Annotated in this window: 15 protein-coding genes and 1 pseudogene; 4 read left to right on the forward strand and 12 right to left on the reverse strand. The window is 65.4% G+C overall.

Annotated features, from left to right (window positions below):
* Positions 1 to 269: 269 nt before the first annotated feature.
* The 3 genes and pseudogenes from ABZ806_RS04145 to ABZ806_RS04155 form a co-directional block, all read left to right on the forward strand.
* Positions 270 to 488: pseudogene (locus tag ABZ806_RS04145) on the forward strand (Scr1 family TA system antitoxin-like transcriptional regulator); the annotation flags it as partial.
* A 109-nt stretch (positions 489 to 597) separates the two neighbouring features.
* Complete coding sequence (locus tag ABZ806_RS04150; protein WP_500215205.1) at positions 598 to 789, forward strand: DUF397 domain-containing protein; 192 nt, start codon at positions 598 to 600, stop codon at positions 787 to 789.
* A gap of 120 nt (positions 790 to 909) precedes the next feature.
* Positions 910 to 1,044 carry a hypothetical protein gene (locus ABZ806_RS04155; RefSeq protein ID WP_500215207.1) on the forward strand — a complete coding sequence of 45 codons (135 nt, stop codon included), beginning with the start codon at positions 910 to 912 and terminating at the stop codon, positions 1,042 to 1,044.
* Between the two features lie 315 nt (positions 1,045 to 1,359).
* Here ABZ806_RS04155 and ABZ806_RS04160 read toward each other — a convergent pair whose 3' ends face one another.
* Genes ABZ806_RS04160 through ABZ806_RS04170 form a run of 3 tightly spaced genes read right to left on the reverse strand, consistent with a single transcriptional unit; the run spans position 1,360 to position 4,126 of the window.
* Positions 1,360 to 1,821, reverse strand: a complete 462-nt coding sequence (locus ABZ806_RS04160; RefSeq protein ID WP_500215208.1) for an NUDIX domain-containing protein — start codon at positions 1,819 to 1,821, stop codon at positions 1,360 to 1,362.
* On the reverse strand, positions 1,818 to 3,035 hold the full coding sequence (locus tag ABZ806_RS04165; protein ID WP_500215210.1) for a DegT/DnrJ/EryC1/StrS family aminotransferase: 1,218 nt from the start codon (positions 3,033 to 3,035) through the stop codon (positions 1,818 to 1,820). Before ABZ806_RS04165 ends, ABZ806_RS04160 begins: the two co-directional genes overlap by 4 nt.
* Complete coding sequence (locus tag ABZ806_RS04170; RefSeq protein ID WP_500215211.1) at positions 3,032 to 4,126, reverse strand: Gfo/Idh/MocA family protein; 1,095 nt, start codon at positions 4,124 to 4,126, stop codon at positions 3,032 to 3,034. Before ABZ806_RS04170 ends, ABZ806_RS04165 begins: the two co-directional genes overlap by 4 nt.
* A gap of 127 nt (positions 4,127 to 4,253) precedes the next feature.
* Here ABZ806_RS04170 and ABZ806_RS04175 point away from each other — a divergent pair, with 127 nt between their 5' ends.
* Positions 4,254 to 5,786, forward strand: coding sequence for a peptide deformylase (locus tag ABZ806_RS04175; protein ID WP_500215213.1), 1,533 nt, complete (start codon positions 4,254 to 4,256; stop codon positions 5,784 to 5,786).
* Positions 5,787 to 5,846: 60 nt separating this feature from the next.
* Here the strand turns inward: ABZ806_RS04175 and ABZ806_RS04180 are convergent, their stop codons facing one another.
* The 9 genes from ABZ806_RS04180 to ABZ806_RS04220 form a co-directional block, all read right to left on the reverse strand.
* A complete protein-coding gene (locus ABZ806_RS04180) occupies positions 5,847 to 6,305 on the reverse strand; it encodes a hypothetical protein (protein ID WP_500215214.1) in 459 nt (152 codons plus the stop codon).
* The gene (locus tag ABZ806_RS04185) at positions 6,295 to 7,350 is read right to left on the reverse strand and encodes a hypothetical protein (RefSeq protein WP_500215215.1); all 1,056 of its coding nucleotides are present in this window, start codon (positions 7,348 to 7,350) and stop codon (positions 6,295 to 6,297) included. Before ABZ806_RS04185 ends, ABZ806_RS04180 begins: the two co-directional genes overlap by 11 nt.
* A gap of 25 nt (positions 7,351 to 7,375) precedes the next feature.
* Positions 7,376 to 9,292 carry a hypothetical protein gene (locus ABZ806_RS04190; RefSeq protein WP_500215216.1) on the reverse strand — a complete coding sequence of 639 codons (1,917 nt, stop codon included), beginning with the start codon at positions 9,290 to 9,292 and terminating at the stop codon, positions 7,376 to 7,378.
* On the reverse strand, positions 9,289 to 10,017 hold the full coding sequence (locus tag ABZ806_RS04195; RefSeq protein WP_500215218.1) for a toll/interleukin-1 receptor domain-containing protein: 729 nt from the start codon (positions 10,015 to 10,017) through the stop codon (positions 9,289 to 9,291). Before ABZ806_RS04195 ends, ABZ806_RS04190 begins: the two co-directional genes overlap by 4 nt.
* A 10-nt stretch (positions 10,018 to 10,027) precedes the next feature.
* A complete protein-coding gene (locus ABZ806_RS04200) occupies positions 10,028 to 11,320 on the reverse strand; it encodes a helix-turn-helix domain-containing protein (protein WP_500215219.1) in 1,293 nt (430 codons plus the stop codon).
* A gap of 466 nt (positions 11,321 to 11,786) precedes the next feature.
* A complete protein-coding gene (locus ABZ806_RS04205) occupies positions 11,787 to 12,116 on the reverse strand; it encodes an integrase core domain-containing protein (RefSeq protein WP_500215221.1) in 330 nt (109 codons plus the stop codon).
* An 80-nt stretch (positions 12,117 to 12,196) separates the two neighbouring features.
* On the reverse strand, positions 12,197 to 13,057 hold the full coding sequence (locus ABZ806_RS04210; RefSeq protein ID WP_500215222.1) for a WhiB family transcriptional regulator: 861 nt from the start codon (positions 13,055 to 13,057) through the stop codon (positions 12,197 to 12,199).
* Positions 12,969 to 15,038, reverse strand: coding sequence for a hypothetical protein (locus tag ABZ806_RS04215; protein WP_500215224.1), 2,070 nt, complete (start codon positions 15,036 to 15,038; stop codon positions 12,969 to 12,971). The genes ABZ806_RS04210 and ABZ806_RS04215 overlap by 89 nt, the downstream gene beginning before the upstream one ends.
* 402 nt (positions 15,039 to 15,440) lie before the next feature.
* Positions 15,441 to 16,784 carry a tyrosine-type recombinase/integrase gene (locus tag ABZ806_RS04220; RefSeq protein WP_500215226.1) on the reverse strand — a complete coding sequence of 448 codons (1,344 nt, stop codon included), beginning with the start codon at positions 16,782 to 16,784 and terminating at the stop codon, positions 15,441 to 15,443.
* Between the last annotated feature and the right edge of the window lie 401 nt (positions 16,785 to 17,185).

Consider the following 17,185-nt stretch of genomic DNA (forward strand, 5'->3'; position numbering starts at 1 on the left):
TCGCAGTTCTATGACGCCGATTCGGTGGCCGCTTGCCGCCGCGTCGACACCTGCTTCTCGATCAGGCTGAGTGAGGAGGCTTGTCCAGATCAAGAGCTTCCGTTGCTGGAGACGAGCCTCTGCAGGTCGGCGGTGACGACTCGGTAGCTGGTGCCGATTCGGATGGCCCTGCGGGGGAAGTGCCCCTCGCGGACGAGTTGGTCGGCACGGGTTCGGCCGAGGCCGAGGGCGCGGGCGGGCGGTTCGATGGTGGTTGTGGTGGGAGGGCTGTGAGTTCCTCAGAGATCCGCACCTACCACGTACAACTCGTCCCTGGGCTCCTCCAGACCGAGGACTACGCACGGGCCATCATCTCCGCCGGCGTCCCCGATGGCCCAAACGAGGTCAACAAACGGCTCCACGCCCGCATGGCTCGCAAGACACTGCTCAGCCGCCCGGATGCACCCACGCTCAGGGCCGTCCTCGCCAAATCAGCGCTCTGGCAACTCATCGGCAGCCCACTGGGACGCTGCGCTTGGCGAGGAGCAGAGCGCGGCCCTTATCGCCGCAATAGCCGCAGACCTGTAGATACCCTGGCGCTATGCATCCCTCCCAGACTTGTCCACTGCGGTCTGGCGGAAGAGTTCCAAGAGCACTGCGACAGGCAACGAGTACGTCGAACTCACCGCCATGGCCGAGCTCATTGCCGTCCATGACTCCGTCGATCCGGACGGACCCAAGCTTGCGTTCACGTCGTCCGCCTGGCGAGAACTCGCCGCTCGCATCAAAGACGGCGGACTCGCCCCCTGAGCAAACAAGCTCCCTGCCAGACGACCGGGAGCTGGAGGGCCGGGGAGGCTCCTGGTCTGTGCAGGCGCCGAGCGGGCAGCCGCCCTACAGTTACCTCCACCGTGGGCATCTCTCGGCGAGATGCTTGACAAGCTCGTCGGCCGGAACGCCGGTCGCTTCGTGTTCGCTGCGGTAGGGGATTTTGAAGATCAGCTTGTCGCCCTCGTCGCCGTACTTGCCGGTCAGTTCTCCAGCCGCTCGAACGCCGGCGTCTGAAACGGCTCGAACCCGTACCGCTCGAACACCCCGCGAATCTGCGCGAAGACATGCTCACGGGCGCGCAGCGCACCGGCGAGAAAGTCCCGGGTGCCCGAGGGGACTGTACGGTTCAATATGCGACAGAGCCGTTAACTGGACACACCCTACCCGAGGGCGGCTCGAACTGTTGTGACGCCATGGGAGCTCCTGATCAACGCGACGGCTCATCGCGGTAGGTGAGTCAGAGAACCCGGCCCGCATCCGGACGCCGAGCAAACCAGGGGACCAAAACTCTCCGATCATATCGACGGCTACCTCACTGCGCTGCCGAGGTCATGAGGCGGCCCAGGTTCGGACTGCTCGAGCGGTCTCCTCAGTGACGCCGGAGTGGCTCAGGGCGGCGGGGTGGAGCCATCGGTGGGCGGTGTGTTCGGTGCTCAGGACGATGGGCCGACCGTGGTGGGCGAGGCCGAAGGTGTATTGGCGAGCTTTACGACCAGATCCGGAGATGTAGTCGAAATGGGTGACAAATCCCGGATCGAGAGTGAGTGGTCCGGTCCAGCCGATTTCTTCGGCGAGTTCGCGTTCCAGTGCGGTGAGGAGGTTCTCACCTGGCTCCACGCCGCCGGAGGGGAGTTCCTCAATGCCGGCCATGAACGCTTCCTCGGCCGAGCGGCGCAAGATGAGCACTTGGCCATCGGCATGGACGATGGCGCCGACCACGAGGTTGGTGATGCCGTCGCGGTCGGCGTCAGCGTGCAACTGCTGGATGTCGAGGCCCGATGCGGTGGTCACGCTGGCAGGGTAGTCCGGCCGGGCGGCGAGGCGAGGGTATTTAGGGCCCGGTCGAGCATGTTGATTGCAGTGTCGATGTAGGCGCATCCGTGCGGTCCGTCATCGGCGGGAACGTTGATCCGTAGTGAGGTGGCGGCCAGGTGTTCGGCGACGTGCGGTTCGCAGCGAATACAGGACGTATCGAAGGTGGTAACTGGAGATCTGGGTGCGGCGAAGACGGGGTAGGTGTGCAGCGGCCGCATCGCGTCGCAGGTAGTGATTTCGCCGTATCCGCACTGCCGGAGGGTGTGGAGAAGATCGTCGCGGGAGAACCCGGCGGCCTGCGGGTCGATCGTGAACACGAAGGCGTAGAAGGTGGCGGTCCAGTCGGAGCCGGTCGGGGTGAGCACGTCGATGCCGGCTCGTCCGGCCAGCAGATTCTCCAGTCGGGCGGCGTGGTGCTGGCGAGCGAGTAGCCAGTCATCCAGGCGCCGCAGGTACACCTCGGCCATCGCCAGCCCGAGCGGGTGTGCCCGGTATTTGAGTCCGAGGCCGGTCTCGGCGAACCGGTAAAGCGGCGACTCGGTCCTCACCTCGGCCAGGGCACGCTTGTTGAAGTGCCCGAGGAGTGTCGCCTTTTCGTAGACCTCGCGGTGTGGGGTGGTCAGGATGCCGCCCTCGCCCGCGGTGATGGTCTTGCGGCCCTGGAGGCTCCAGCAGGCGGCGTCAGCGAGTTCACCGACGCTGACGCCGTCGCGGACGGCGCCGTGGGCGTGGGAACAGTCCTCTACCAGCGCCAGCCCGCGCGCATCGCACCAGTCCCGCAGCCGCCGGGTGTTCTGCGGGTTGCCCCACATGTGTGTGATTGCCACGGCTTTGGTGCGGTCGGTGAGCAGTCCGGCCGCGCGTCCGAGGTCGAGTTCGCCGTGGATGTCGACGTCGGCCAGGACTGGGACGGCACCCAGTTGGAGCAGCGGGGTTGCGGTGGCGAAGAAGGTGTAGTCCTGCACGATCACCTCGTCGCCCGGGCCGAGACCGAGCGCGTAGTAGGCCGAATGCAGCGCGGCAGTGCCCGATGAGGTCAGCAACGCATGCGAGGCGTTGTGGCGGGCTGCGAAGGCATCTTCGAACCGGGCGATGATCCCCGACCGGTCGTAGATGGAGACTGTCGTGTGCAATTGCCGGGTGACCGCGGCGGAGACCTCGGCGTCGATGGGCGGCCACGCGAAGGTCATGATGCGCGCCCTTCCAGGGTGGGGACGGTCGCCGGAGCAGCGACGGTGCTGGAGGCCACCTGGGCGGGACGGCCCAGCCGCACCGCGGTGTAGGCCGCCTCCATCAGCGCGGTCGCGGCGATCCCGATGCGGGCCTCAGCGGCGGTGACGGTAGTGTCGCCGAGGGTCTGGGCGTGGTGGCGCAGCATCGCCGCCCACGGATCGTCGTCGGCGGCGGTCAGTTCGGTGTGGTGGGTTCGTCCGGCCGGAGTGGTGATGCAAAGCACGGACCGGTCGCCCGAGATCGTGATGCGTCCTTGCTCGGCGACCAGGTCGATCTCGTCGGCACGCTCTTCGCAGCGCGACAGGTGCACGGTGCCTGCGCATCCGTCGACGTGGGTGATGGTCAGGTGGGCGCTTTCCTCAACCTCAACGGTGGGCCGGTGCACCGGGGAGCGGGTGGTGACCGCGTATACCGTCGCCGGTCGCGCGGAGGGCCCTCCGGCAAGACGGCTGATCAGGTCGAACGCGTGGTAGCCCAGGTCACAGATGGCGCCACCGCCCGCGCGTACGGCCGAGGCGCGCCAAGTGCCGGTGTAGTCGCCGGTAGGACGGGTGATCCGGATTCGGTACGACAGCAGCCGTCCCCACGCCGCCACCCGGTCGGTAGCGATCTGCAGCAGCTGACCGTGCGGACGATGCGCCAGCACTCGCACGTTGCGGGTTGCCAACTGGACAGCCTGCTGGAGAGTGAGGGCGTACGGCTTCTCCTTCCATACCGCGATGTGCGCGTCGGTCAGCCGTAGCGTCGCCTCTTGGTGCAGGTCGTGCGGACAGGCCAGGATCGCGACCTGGAACGGGCCCGCGGCCAGAGCCCGGTCCAGATCGGCGAACACCGAGACGTCATCCACCAGCCGCCCGGCTTGTGTCAGCCCGGCGATGCGGACGGCGACGGCGGGATGGGGGTCGCAGACAGCTGCGACCCGCGCGGTCGGCATGGCCCGGTGCAGCGCCGGCAGCAGCACGTCGACGGTGCGCTGCCCGGCGCCGACGATCAGGAACCGCAAGTCCTGATCGCCGACCGGCGAGTCGGGGGGAGCCAGGCGAGTCATCGAGAGCCTCCTTGAGGTTGTCGTCACCAGCGAGGTAACTGTCGATACGGTCTGTGAGGCCACGCTGACGGCACCTCATTCACGGTTCATTCATTCGCTCAGCCCAGATTGACGAGATGATTGGGCCATGGGCGCCCAGCATTCCGCCGATGATCCAGTGACCGCCTCCGCGGAGGGGACGCCTCCGTTCGGTGAAGCCTTGACCTGGTGGCGCGAACACCGCGCGATGTCGAAGAAGAAGCTGGCGGCGGCGATGGGGTTCGACCCGTCCTACGTCAGCCACGTGGAGGCTGGACGCCATCCAGCCAGCGAGGACTTCGCCCGTAAGGCCGACGGCGTGCTCAGCGCGGATGGCTCGTTGTGGCAGACGTGGCGAGCCGACGGACCGTCCCGAACCGCCGGCGCCAGCACCGGTGCGAGCAACGTCGAGGGCCTGGTTGTGGAGGAGGATCATGCCCGGTTGGAATACGACGGGACGACGTACCGGCCGATGCAGCGGCGTCGGCTGTTCAACGGCGGCGCTGAACCGGTCACTCGCTACCTGATCCGCATCAGTGTCGACCGCTATCCCGGCCGTCCCGACCAGTCCAACGCCTTGTATCGGGCCCGCCCGCTCACCTGGGACGAACTCGCACTGACCGCTGCCTGCGATGGCGAACCCATGAATTGGCGCCCAAAGCAAGATCGCGACTCGTTCAAAGAGGCCTGGCTGTGCCTCGACAACGACCGCGGACGCTTCCCCCTCTACCCCGGTCAGCACTCGACCATCGAGTACGGCTACAAGGTCGACGACGGGCGGTGGGGCCCATGGTTCCAGCGCGCCGTCCGCCTACCCACACGTCGCCTGTCGGTCGAGCTGGTGTTCCCCGCCGAGCTGGACCCTGTGGTGTGGGGCACAGAAACCTCTACCACCGCCGAAGCCGTCCCCCTGCGCACCTCCATCACCCGCATCGTGGACGGGGATCGGCTGATGTTCTCGTGGGCCACCCAGGACCCGCCGATGGGCGCCCGCTACCGGTTGGAATGGCGGTTCCGTGCCCGCGACGACGATGCCGACCAGCCCCGCCCCGAACTACGCACCGCCAGCGATCGCATGAAAGCCGCCGGCATCGTCCAGCGTGGCGAACCGATTTTGGCCGCGACGGCTCGCCCGTTCGATCTGCCCGCCGAAGGCGCTGAGGCCAGGGATGTCATCGACCGGTTGTTCGCCGCGATGCAGCGAGTCCGTGAGCACCACGTGTTCGGCAAGGGCATGGGGCTGGCCGCCCCACAGATCGGCATCGACCGCGCCGCCGCCGTCATCGCCCCACCCGATCCCGACGCTGAGCCGCTCGTGTTGCTCAACCCTCGTGTGATCAACGCATCTTCCGAGACCGACGAGCAGTACGAGGGCTGCCTCAGCTTCTTCGATGTGCGTGGCCTGGTGCCCCGTCCACTCCGGCTGGAAGTCGCTCATACCCGTCTGGACGGGCAGTCGGTGATCGTCGTCCTGAACGCCGCACTCGCCCGCCTGGCCGGGCACGAAATTGACCACCTGTACGGGCATCTCTACACCGACCGGATGCGCGAGGGCGTCCACCCGATCCCTGTAGAGGACTACCGAGGAACCGGCCAAGCCTGGTCTTACCGCGCGGGCGGCGGCCACGCTGAACTCCCATGACCGATGACCCGTCAGCGACCTTCCGCCCGCGCTCGCGCGGTGACAGCACCCGCCATTTAATCAATTAGCAGGTCGGGGCCCATCATGTTTGTCGATGCGCTCGCCGGACGTCGGCGCCGCATGGAAAGTCGCTCCTGAAATATGGCCAGCTTGGATGATGGAACCAAATTGCGTGTCTCCGCTGTTGAAGTTAGAGATGGTTTCCACGGGAGACGGTGTGGGCGCAGAGAGAAGGCGTCGTAGCGGATCTACGGCCGTTTCGTCTGAGCGTAGAAGAAATTCCAGGCGGGAGCGCCAATGACTCTCGATGGCTGCCACTTTTTTGTCGTCATGCTCGAGGTAAGCGGTCACAAGTTCCACCCGTGATATCTCCAGTTCCTCCAGCGGTACTTCGGCGGGAGCGGATCTGGCGAGCATTCGTGCCAATCCGCCCTTCACCCGGGCCCAGGAATCGGAGACCATCAATCCGACTAGTGCGGTTGCTCCGCTGCTTGCCAGTGCGGCCAGTTCAGCTTCCATCGGCTGCCTCCCCTGCGGGCTCGGTGTCGGCCAGCGTGTCGTATCGGTGAATCAGTTCCTCGGCCAGTTCCTGCCATCCGTGCGCAGTGGCCCAGTCGGCCACCTGTCGGGCGAACAGGCGGCGTTGGGGGTCGTGCTCGTCCAACCGGATTGCCTGAAGGAGAGCATCGAAAAGGTCACCTGCAGACTCCTTGTGCTCTGGCGACCAAGCCGCTGATCCATTGCGGCCGGATTGGCCGTTCGGCGCGGCGAATCCTGAGATGAACGAGTGGAACATCTCCGGCACATCGCTGTTGTTCGCGGCGGACGAGAGTTGCGCGAGAAGACCGATGTCGTTGACCGTCTTCTCCACCTGATCGCCGTTCCTGGCGAGCCACCAGACCACGGCGCTGCCGGGGTTCTTCAGAACGTCTCCGCCGAGGTAGTCGCGTTTGCTCAGCTCATATTTGCGCTCGTGCTCCCAGACGGCTTCTTCCTTGCGAACCGTGGCGAGTTTGTCCAGCCGCTCCTGATCGTGTTGGGGAAGGACGAGTTGGACCGACTCGGCCATCGTCCGGAGCCGTCCTGTGGTTTCTGTTCGCATCTCTCCAAGCGCGCCGGCCAGTTCGTGCCGCACGAGTGAGGCGTGACTCGGATCTCGTAACTCGGTGATCTCTCGGGCGCGCTTCACCACGGCGTCGACCGCGAGAGCGGCGGGATTGATCGCAGACTCGTCCATCACGGCCGGAGTGGGTGACCAGATCACCGTAGCCGAGAATAGGAAGTGGTAATCGGGCAGTTCGGTCGGCAAGGGGATGTCAGTGACGCGCGACCTCCTGACGTTCGCCGCCGGGCTGGCTGCGTTTCCGGACATGGGTTCAAAGCGCGAGGTTCTGGCGGCTCGTCGCCCGGTTGGCCATGTCAGGAGCAGCAGGCCGACGCCGAGCGCGCCCGCCGTTCCGAGCGAGATCAATAGCGGCCAGGGGGCGAAGAGGATTAGGCCGATGAGGATCGCTCCGCCGGTGACCGCCAAATACGGTGTCACGATGTTCCGGCCGGTGTTCATGGGGCTCTCCGTTCGTCCACGTGAGTCATGCTGTCCGGGCTCCCCAGGCGGCATTGATGTCCTGGATGACCAAATCACCAAGCGGTGCCCACGCTTCCCGCTCGCGCGTCATCGCGTAGAGCCGAGCAAGAACGCTGGCCTCTGCCTCGCCTCCGCCTACGAGGACGTCGAGGAGCGCGTGCCGATTTCGTTCGTCTTCGGCGGCGACATGCAGCCATCGCCGGATGGTCGAGGTCCACACATCGTGCGGACGCCGCGAGAAGACCAGGGACCAGCCGGTGGTCAACTGTTGGCGCACTGTGCTTTCGGTGATGGGAGCATGATCGCGTCGTCCAGGGTCGGTAAGCGCATCGGGGTCGGCGAGTTGCAAGAACAGGTCAATATCGCGGTGCCATCTGCCTGGCATGAACTTCGGATCGGTGAGACGGGTCAGCATCTGCCGACGGAGCCGAGGCGCGCCGCTGACCAACTCGATCAAAGTCTCGCGAGCCCGAGTTCCGCGCTCTCGCCTTGCAACGTGGTGCAGGCGGACCAGAGCCTCGTCGGGATGCCTCGCCATCATCTCGTCACGGCACGCCACGATGATCACTTCGGCGAGCCGTTGAGAGAGGCTGTCCGTACGCGCCCAGTCGTATATCTGCCGGCGGAAGGACCGGGCCTGCTGCTCGTCCCGAAGTCCGCGCTGCACCGCCACGGCTGCCGCTTCCATCTTGCGGGTCGTCGTGGGATCTGCGGTCCACTGTTCAACCAGAGATACCAGCGTCGGCCGGTAGCGCTCGTTCAAGCACTGCTCGGTGAACCGTTCGACCAGACTCCTCCGTTCGCCAACCGAGAGGTCGGGTGAGTCGGCGATCTGCTTCACCCAGTCCTGTAGCGCGTCGCGGAGTTCCGGCATATGAGCCCAAAAATATGAACGGAGCGCCGCATCATAATCGAGCTCCTCGAATTGGACGCTGCCGGAAGAATCGACCTCTGCGCCGATCTCCTTGAGCCGCTGGTCGAGTGGGGCACGCTCCAGCAGCGGGCTGTCCTCACACGGATGTGCGACAGCCGCGAGAAGGCTGGCGTCGGCCCGGTGAATCACGTCGGCATGTGCTCCGTGCAGCATGGCGACGGCGAGCAGCAGCGCGCGCTGCGGGCCCGCAGTGAGTTCTGCCACCCGCTCGGCCACGTCTCGCGCCTGGCGGGACAGCGCCCGAAAGGCCTCCTCGCACCAGGCCATGAAGTTGCCCTCACGGCGCTCATCGCGAGCCCTGCGGATCAGCCCGACATACTTGCCGACCTCGTCCATGCGGCGGTCCACGGCCAGAAAAGGTAATGGAGGAAGTGGAACCGGCCGAGGAATGTCCTCCGCCAGCAGGTAGCGGGACAGCACCTCATCGACGGCCGGGCGCTGTATCCCGATGCGGTATTGGTCCAGAGCTGAACCGAGAGAACCGGTCTTGTCCGGTAGGACGATGACGAGATGCGCGTCGTGGTCGTGCACCGTTGCGCGTAGCGGTGACAGTTCGTTCTGGACCTCATCCCACTGTCTCCCTGTAATCTGGGATAGATCCAGCCACACCAGGTCGCCGTCACCGACATGGCTGCGATCGATGCGCGATGCATTCTCGTTCTCCTGGAGGACCAGTTCGTGGATCTGCTTTCTATCATTGTCCCCGAGTTCCCACAGAAGCATCTTCGCAGCGGCGATCCTGCCACTGCCGGGAAGTCCGTCAAGGAACACGGTGCGGAAGGTCTCCAGGACGTCTCGTGCCTTGCCCAGTCCCGCCGGCTCAACGAAGCGCCGCCTCAACCACCGCAACTCGTCCTTGGGCTGCCTGCGGGGAGAGGCTCCGAAAGACTCGGTCCGCAGCAGGTAGTTGAAGTTGTTGATGTCTCCCGCTCCTGCGTGCATGCCTCCGTCAAAGCCGGAGGCATGCGCCTCGAAAGAGTCGCTCAACGCTCCTCCTCGTTTCCGCGCGCCTGGCCGAAGCGGTGACCGACCCGGCCGTGGTTATCACCGTGGATGTACGTCGCTCCGTCACCCGAAAAATGCTGGGTATTCTGGTTGATGTCGCCTTTCCCGGTATGGACGGGGCCCTGATTACCCTTGATGACGGTGCCGACGTCGCCCTGGATGTGGCGGCTTTGGGTAACCGTCCCGTGGGTGTCGCGAACCGTGTTGCATACGGGTCCGCTGTCGGGAGACGGCGCGGCCTGCCGATCTGCCTTCCTGAGCACCGGGACAAGTTCGGCTAGGAAATCACCGATACGCCTGATGTCCATCTCGTTGTCGCGCGGGTCCAGCCTGAGGGATTGGACATCGGCCAGGCGTTCCAGTTCGGCCGGTAGCTCAGCGGCTTTCAGGCGTGCGGTTCCACGGCCCTTGAGGACCGGGATGACGGTAGTCTTCGAGGCGAAGGCCTCCAGGATCTCCCGGCGGACCCAATCGCTCTCGTCGCGCAGCCGGGGGTCGCGGACCCAGTCGGGACCTATGATGGCCAGGAGGACCGCGCAGTTATATACGGCGTTGAGGAGTCTTTCCGGGTAAGCCTGGCCGGGCTGGATGGACGTGGTGGCGCGGAAGATCCGCTCCTTGCCGAACCGGTGGGACAGTCCCTGTTCCAGTATTGCTGCCGCCTCGTCGCCGTCGCCAGTGCGGTAGTTGATGAACACTCCCTGCATCGTGGTCTCCTCATTTGCGGGTGGTGGTCCCTAATGCGGTACCGAGTTCGGGTGCCAGCGCGCGCACCGATCGGTTCTTGGGGTGGCGAGACAGCGTGCGCGCCAGAGCACGCAGATCGGTGGCGACGGTCGCCGAGCCGATCATGGTGGCCCTTGGCAGCAGTTCCTGGGTGAGCCGGCAGGCATGGTCGATCTCGCCGTCCGCTGCGTGGGCGAGCGCCCGCCGTAGGCCGAAGCGGACTTGCGTACGCACTGCCTGTTCGGGCACCCGTGCTAGCTGTGTTTCGATGATCTGCGCGGCGGCCCGTGGCCGCCCCAGGTCGTACAGGCACCAGCCCCTGACCATCTCGGCGGGATCGGTCAGGTTCGTGGTTCCGATGACCGGGGCGCCCGAGCCCTCCCCTGAGCGAGCGAGCAGGACGCGGGCCTGCTCCAGGCTCCGCATGCAAGCGTGGTTATCGCCGGCGAGAGCGTGTCCTTGTGCTTCCCGTTGTGCAGCCAGGCCACGGATCCGCGGCGTCACATCGCTGCTCTGCGCTTGCCGGGCCAGCCCGATCGTTCGCCCGGGGTCGCCGTGGTAGAGCGTGACGAGCGCGCGCCGGACCAGCGAGTAGGCCGCGAGATGGTGATCACCACCGGCGTCGGCGAGGTCGACGGCGCGCTGGGTCCACCACAGCGCGCCATGCTCGTCGCCGGTCTCCTGCACCAGCCAGCCGATGTACTCGGCGTAACGGGACCCGAGCCGTAGCAACGCCTGGCGCGTACGTGCACCCGCGGTCTTGGACAGTTCTTGGAGGGCGTGGGTCTGTGCGATGAGAACGGGTAGCAGCAGCCCGGGGCTGGTGGTCTGACCGAGCTGCCGATATTGATCGAACAAAGATCGGAATGTCCCGACAAGCGTCGTGTCCTCGACGTTGGTGGAAATAGCAGGCAGGCCAATGCTCACACCCGCGATCGACGCGGCGCCGGCCGCGACCGCCTGTCGTCGGCTCATGGGCTGGAACCGGCTTTGGCCTTGTGAGGACAACTGCATCAGCCACACCTCCTCCTCACCATCTGCATCTACGGTGACTCCAATCCCGGAAGGGTTTTCCGGGACCAGGGCGGCGAGCGCTCCATCGGCGGCAAGCGCGGCATCGCAGAGGCGGGCCAACTCACGGCTGGGCTTCTTGATGCCTCGCTCGACCTTGCTCAGCTGAGCCTTGCTGTAATGGACCCGCTGGGCCAGGCCCGTCAGCGTCATGTCGGCTTCCAGGCGCCGTCGTCGAAGTTCTGCTCCGAAGTCAGTGGGCTGCTGGACCACATCAACCTCCGTCACTGCCTGTCCGAACAGCCGGGAGTCACCGTCAGTAAGACTGCGGGCCCTCGGGCCGGGAGGCAAGGCGATACGGGCGTTTCCCGTTTCCTCTTCGAGGTAATAGGACGGACCCGCCTTTGTCGATATGTGGAGACCTGATCGACGCTGGTGTTGGCTCCGTCCGTGCCGCACGGCCGGGCCGGGCGGCCATCAAGATGCGCGAGGGGTATCTCTCTTGGAGCGAGAGATACCCCCGTGGCTTTGAAATGCGCGAGTTCGCTGGGGTGCAGTTGTCGCGGCTATCGAGGCTGACCTGCTCCGAGTTTAGCGAGGGCCTCAAGGGCTGTTTCGTCGGCGTCGGGGAGGGTGTGTAGGTAGCGCTCGGTTGTTGAGATGGAGGCGTGGCCGAGGCGTTCCTTGACTACCTGGAGGTCGGCGCCGCTGTCAATCCCCTCAAAGTGTGGAGACGGTGTTATGCCACTTCGGCCCTGAGCTGGGCCGTTGAGTCCCTCCGTGCTTCTGCCATCTGACGCTCGAACGTGATGGGGGCGAGCCCGTCGTTGGCGCTGTGTCTTCTGCTGGTGTTGTAGAAGTCGGCGATCCAGGTCGCGACCTTGATGCGCGCCTCAGCCCGGGTGGCGAAACGGTGCCGGTGGACGAACTCGACCTTGAGCGTGGAGTTGAACGCCTCGGCGGCGGCCAGGGCGAGGTGCCAGATGTTGCGGCGGAACCACAGTCGTTGGGAATGTGGCCGTCGGTTTCGCGGGTGCGGCGAGAACGAGGGTTGTCCTGCCTTCAGCAAGGCGCTTGCGGGCCGGTAAGCCTGTGGTAATGCCCTGGCGTCCCTTTGTCCCACCGGCGCCAGCCGTCAGGCGGCGGCCGTCAGGCGGCGGCCGCCCGCAGGTATCGCTGTACGGTCCTGCGGGAGCAGCCCAGTTCGGCGGCGATGTCATCGACTGTCCAGGCAGCGGCCCGGAGCCGGGTTGCCTGAACAACCCTGTCGGGCGCCTGTGGTTGCGGAGTCGGGAGATCGAGAAGTGCGGCGACACCGTCGCGATCACGAGGTCCGAGCCCCCCATACCAGCCACTGCGCGCATCGGGGTCTTCAGCTCGCAGAGCGAGCGCCAAGCACGCAACGCGAACCTCGCAGCTGGTGCAGCGCGCGAGCACGAGGTCGTCCGGTCGGCCCCCTTCGGGGTGGAACGCGTCGGGGTTTAACCCGTGGCACGCGGCGCGACGGAGCTGACGGTTAAGGGGCTTGCCATCAAGATGACGAACTAGTTCGCGAAGTTCGTGCTCGCTGCCGGCGAAGAAGTAGGGGGAACCCATGCTGTTGTGCTCCAGCTCTCGGCCTATGTTCTGGCCACCGATCGGACTCGGGTGAGCTGGGGCGGTTCCCCGCGCACCCGCTTGGTGCCTTCCGGGCGGGGCCCGGTGTGGCTTCAAGCGGCAGCGGACATAGAGCTGGCCCCGAGGCGTACCGGCCCACGAGTGTTCGCATAGTCGAACACTCGTGGCGCCAGCGTTGCCGCCCGTCGCCGTCGAGGCAGCGAGGTGGGCGTCACACGTGGTCCGTGTCGCGTTCCCCGACAGTAGCGGGGAGGGTGACACTGCCTCGCCCGAAATCGCTCCCGGACAGGGCATCGGCGAGGATCTATGCGACCTCGCTCTCGTCGGCTTCCTCCTCGTCGAGGTCGAGAGCGTCCTCGTCGAGGTCGTCGTCATCGAGATCAAGGTCCTCATCAGGGAGTAGGCCGTGCCGCTGGGCACTCCGGTCACTCCAGATGGGGAGCTTCTGCAGGACCCCGAAGAGAATGCTCTGCCAGACGACGCAGTCCGCCTTGCTGGCACCCAGCGACTCGATGGCAGACGTACCGTCGTCGGACTGAACCGCTTCGACCTTCTTGACCGCCGCCTCGACTTCCCGGATCGAGCTGCCCAAAGCGTTCAGTGCATTCCCAAGAATCTCGGCAGGGTTCTCAGGGGCAGGGACATGTTCGGGTCCTTCGCCAGCCGGGCGAAAACGGCGCCGCAGGTCGGCATCAGTGGCGACGATGTCGCGACCGTCGGCGTTGCGCTCGACCAGCCCGGTGTCATCCACCATCCGGATCCTGCGAGTACCGAAGTCCGCGAGCGCCTGCCGAAGCTGATGAACACCGTGGGGCACAGTGCGCATGCGATCAATCACTTCTCCCGGATTGCGCCGGTCGGGTTGATCGTTGTTCTTGCTGCCACGGTCTGCGGTGAGTCGACCGTCGACGACGAGCGGGTAAGCGCTGCGGGCAGCGAGCTCACGGGTCGCTGGCCCCGGGCTACCGGATTCGGTCTCGGCCAAGGCCGCAGCTGCGAGTTCGTCTGCGCTGCGGAAGGTGGCCTCCCACTCCTCCTTGGCCAGCTCGCTGCTGAACGCCTCCTTGAGGTATTTGCGGGTCCGTTCCCGCCGACGAGAGTCTTCCTCTGGCACGGACCGCAGCACCAGAGATACTGCCAGCTCGAACAGCAGCTTGGGGCTAGTGTTCTTGCGCGTACTCTGGCTGGTGATCGCGACACGTACGGCCTCGTGTGTACGCCGGTCACGGTCGGTGAAGAGCCGGACGATTGCCGCTGCCCGTACCGCCGGATCGGCATTGAACCCAGCGGCCTCGGCCTCCTCAGGCGTGAGCGCGCCTGCCAACCAGTCCGCCTTGCCAGTCGTGATCAGATCTCGGCGTTCCAGCTCGTCGATAATCGCATCGGCGAGCGCCTCGTTCTCGGTGGCCTCTCCCCAGGGCTTGGGATAGTCGACATGCCGCAGCGCGACGAGTGACTTGACCGCTACACCGAAGTCGGCGGCACCACCTCCGTGGGGTTCGAAGCCAACCAGCAACAGCGCGGGCACCTTTTCGCACCGCGCCTTGATCGCTACATTCGGCTCAACCTGGTCAGGTGAGCTGGCTGCGGCTATCTCTTCGTTGAGCCTGCGGATATGCGCGCGCATCTTGCGTTCGTCCCGGTCATATGGGACGTCAGCCGACCTAAGGTCGAGCAGGTCGTGGACACAGGTCACCCGACTGGACCCTTCGGCCGTCACCGGGATGGTGACGCTGGGGCTGCCATCCAGATGTTCGAACGTCGTTGCCGCGACCCAGACCTCGGTCATCACACCCTGGTGTCGGATGGAGTTCCGCCAGTCGTTGTTACTGATCACAAAGTCGCGGGCCTGCTGCGCCGCCCACGCCAGATGCTCCTGACCCTGAATCTGCTGGACCAGTTCCGGGCGGCCATCGGGCGCGGCCTTCGGCTCCGCCAGAGGACGCAACCGGGTGCTCTCTCCGCGACCGACGAGGTTTGAGACAGGGTGCCGACGAGCCGGCCCGATCCGAGGATTCCGCGGGTCGGGAATGATGTAACGGGACCACACCTCGGCCCGTACAGCGAGGATCACACCACCAGGAACCGAGAGGCGCTCGGGATTCTCCGCGACCCTGCGCGCAGCGGAGGGATCGACGGTGGCGAGCGCAAGTGCCTGGGCAGCCTCATCACTCATGTTGAACAGATCGATGAGTTTGTCGGCCAGCTTCCGCGTCGCGGGAGCCAGCGCTGGCGACGGCAGGGGTTGCGCCGGCCTGGGCAGCACGGTCTCCACCGTGACAGCATTCATCAGGTTTTCTCCGATCTCTAAGATCCAGTCGCCCGGATACAGACCCGGACGATGTGTCGTGTCGTCCAGGGAGATCGGCCCCAATGCAATCCGCTCTCCCCCTCGGCTTGCCCAGGCGAGGCCCGATGTGTCCGAGGCAGCATCAGCCAGCCTTACCGACTCCGAGACGTACCGGCACTTGCATGCACCGGCGTTGCCGCCCTCCGTCGCCAGCGACGGAGGTGAGGCGATCCGACCTTGCTGTTGTCGCGAACCACAAGTTAGCACTGGGGGTGACAGCGAGGACGTTCTCAAGAAGTTTCGCCGATCCTTAGCAGCCACTTCTTGGGCGGTGAGAATGTGGGGGCCGTAGCAGCCGAGCCGGGCACGACTTGGGTGTCAGAGCGAAGAAGGACGAGCTGTGCTTCTTTGCACGGCGATAGGCAGAGCAACCTGACGCGCAAGAAGGGCCGGATACGTCAGGCCCTTCTTGCTCGCCTCCGTCGGCTATCGGCTGGTGGAGCGGTTGCGGGTTCTGGCTAGGGCTTCGAGGGCGGTTTCGTCGGCGTCGGGGAGGGTGTGTAGGTAGCGCTCAGTTGTTGAGATGGAGGCGTGGCCGAGGCGTTCTTTGACTACCTGGAGGTCGGCGCCGCCGTTGAGGAGCCAGGAGGCGTGGGCGTGGCGTAGGTCGCGCATGGTGGGTTTGAAGTTGAGGCCGGCGGCGGCCAGGGCGGGGTACCAGATCTTGCGGCGGAACCAGTCGTTGGGGATGTGGCCGTCGGTTTCGCGGACGCGGCGAGGGCGAGGGTTGTCCTTGCCTTTCGCACGGCGGGCGGCTCGGTAGAGGGTGAAGGCGCCTCGGCAGTAGTCGCAGCGGCAGCGGCCGGCGGTATAGCCGCTGAGCGTGCCGTGGTTGTAGGTGCGGCCCTTCTCGTTGGGTTCGGTGCGGCCGAGTGTCTCCGGGTCTGGGATCTCGGTGATGCGGGCTCGGGGCTTGTCCTGGGGCGGCATCTGGAAGAGGAGGTCGTCCTGGATCAGGTTGGCGGCTCGGATGTGGGCTTCGAGTTTCTCGATGATCTGGGTGCTTAGCTTGAAGCGGCGGTACTCCTTGTCCTTCGGGTAGTCCTTGACCAGGAAGTGGCGGCCTTCCGGGTGGAACTTCGGGTTCAGCTCGACGACCGTGCGGCTGACCGTGAGGATGCGGGTTCTGAGGTTGACGTCCTTCACGCGCAGCTCGCTGAGCTCGCCCCAGCGGAGGCCGCTCTCGATCTCGGTTTCGGCGAGGAGGCGGAAGGTTCCCTCGGGGAGGGCGTGGTAGACGTCGTCGAACTGCTCGGGCGTGATGATCTCGAGGGGCTTGCGGACGACCGGGGGCGTCCGGACTCCGCGGCAGGGGTGGATGAAGGTGACTTGGTCGTCCATCGCGGTGGTGAAGATGGCGCTGAGGATGATCTTTTGGTAACGGATGGTCACCGGCTTCATGCCCTGGTTCTTGAGGGCCGTGATCCACGCGCGGACGTGCTCGGGGAGAACGTCGATCATCCGCATCGGGCCGAACGTCGGCATGATGTGCTTATAGATCGCGTACGTGTAGCCCTCACGGGTGGTGGCCTCGACCTGGTGGTTCGGAAGCCAGACCTGCTCGACGTAATCCTTGAACCGCTGCTTTCCGCGACCCGGATCTCCCGTTCGCCCCCTGGAGACCTCGACCTCTGCTCGTTGCCATGCTTTGTCGGCGTCCCTTTTGTTGGAGTATGTCCCGGCTGACCGCAGGCGGCCCTTGATGTCGACGTAGCAGGCCGTGTAGCGGTACTTTCCGTTGTTGCCTTTGCGCTTCTTCGCGTATCCCACGGTGCGATCTCCCCATGATCATCCGTCCGTGATTTGTCCGTGGACGGTGGCGAACCGGCCATCCTTGTCCGTGAGCTGCTGACACCGGAACAGGCCGTCCACCTGGGATTTTAACGCGAATCGTCTTTACCTGCACGACCCCCAAATGGCCATGATTTGGGGTTCAGGATGAAGAGGTCGTGGGTTCAAATTCCGCCACCCCGACAGAAACTTCCAGATCAGAGGCCGGATCTCCATCATGGAGACCGGCCTTAGGTTTTTGTTTGTGTTTCGGCCAGCCTGTGTGCTCTGCCATGGGCACGACCCATCCTCAGCCGCGCCAGGAGCCAGGCGCCCGTCTGCCCGGCGTCCCAAATGCAAGCAGCCCTTCACCGCCGCTGCCCACGCTCGCAACGCGGAAG

Source organism: Spirillospora sp. NPDC047418 (genome assembly GCF_040643275.1).
Taxonomy (GTDB): domain Bacteria; phylum Actinomycetota; class Actinomycetes; order Streptosporangiales; family Streptosporangiaceae; genus Spirillospora.

What these genes read in the sequence shown, in the direction of transcription:
- ABZ806_RS04155 (WP_500215207.1), top strand. Translation starts at nt 910, where the DNA reads ATGCTTGACAAGCTCGTCGGCCGGAACGCCGGTCGCTTCGTGTTCGCT.
- ABZ806_RS04165 (WP_500215210.1), bottom strand. Translation starts at nt 3,035, where the DNA reads ATGACCTTCGCGTGGCCGCCCATCGACGCCGAGGTCTCCGCCGCGGTC.
- ABZ806_RS04170 (WP_500215211.1), bottom strand. Translation starts at nt 4,126, where the DNA reads ATGACTCGCCTGGCTCCCCCCGACTCGCCGGTCGGCGATCAGGACTTG.
- ABZ806_RS04175 (WP_500215213.1), top strand. Translation starts at nt 4,254, where the DNA reads ATGGGCGCCCAGCATTCCGCCGATGATCCAGTGACCGCCTCCGCGGAG.
- ABZ806_RS04180 (WP_500215214.1), bottom strand. Translation starts at nt 6,305, where the DNA reads ATGGAAGCTGAACTGGCCGCACTGGCAAGCAGCGGAGCAACCGCACTA.
- ABZ806_RS04185 (WP_500215215.1), bottom strand. Translation starts at nt 7,350, where the DNA reads ATGAACACCGGCCGGAACATCGTGACACCGTATTTGGCGGTCACCGGC.
- ABZ806_RS04195 (WP_500215218.1), bottom strand. Translation starts at nt 10,017, where the DNA reads ATGCAGGGAGTGTTCATCAACTACCGCACTGGCGACGGCGACGAGGCG.
- ABZ806_RS04210 (WP_500215222.1), bottom strand. Translation starts at nt 13,057, where the DNA reads ATGAGGACCTTGATCTCGATGACGACGACCTCGACGAGGACGCTCTCG.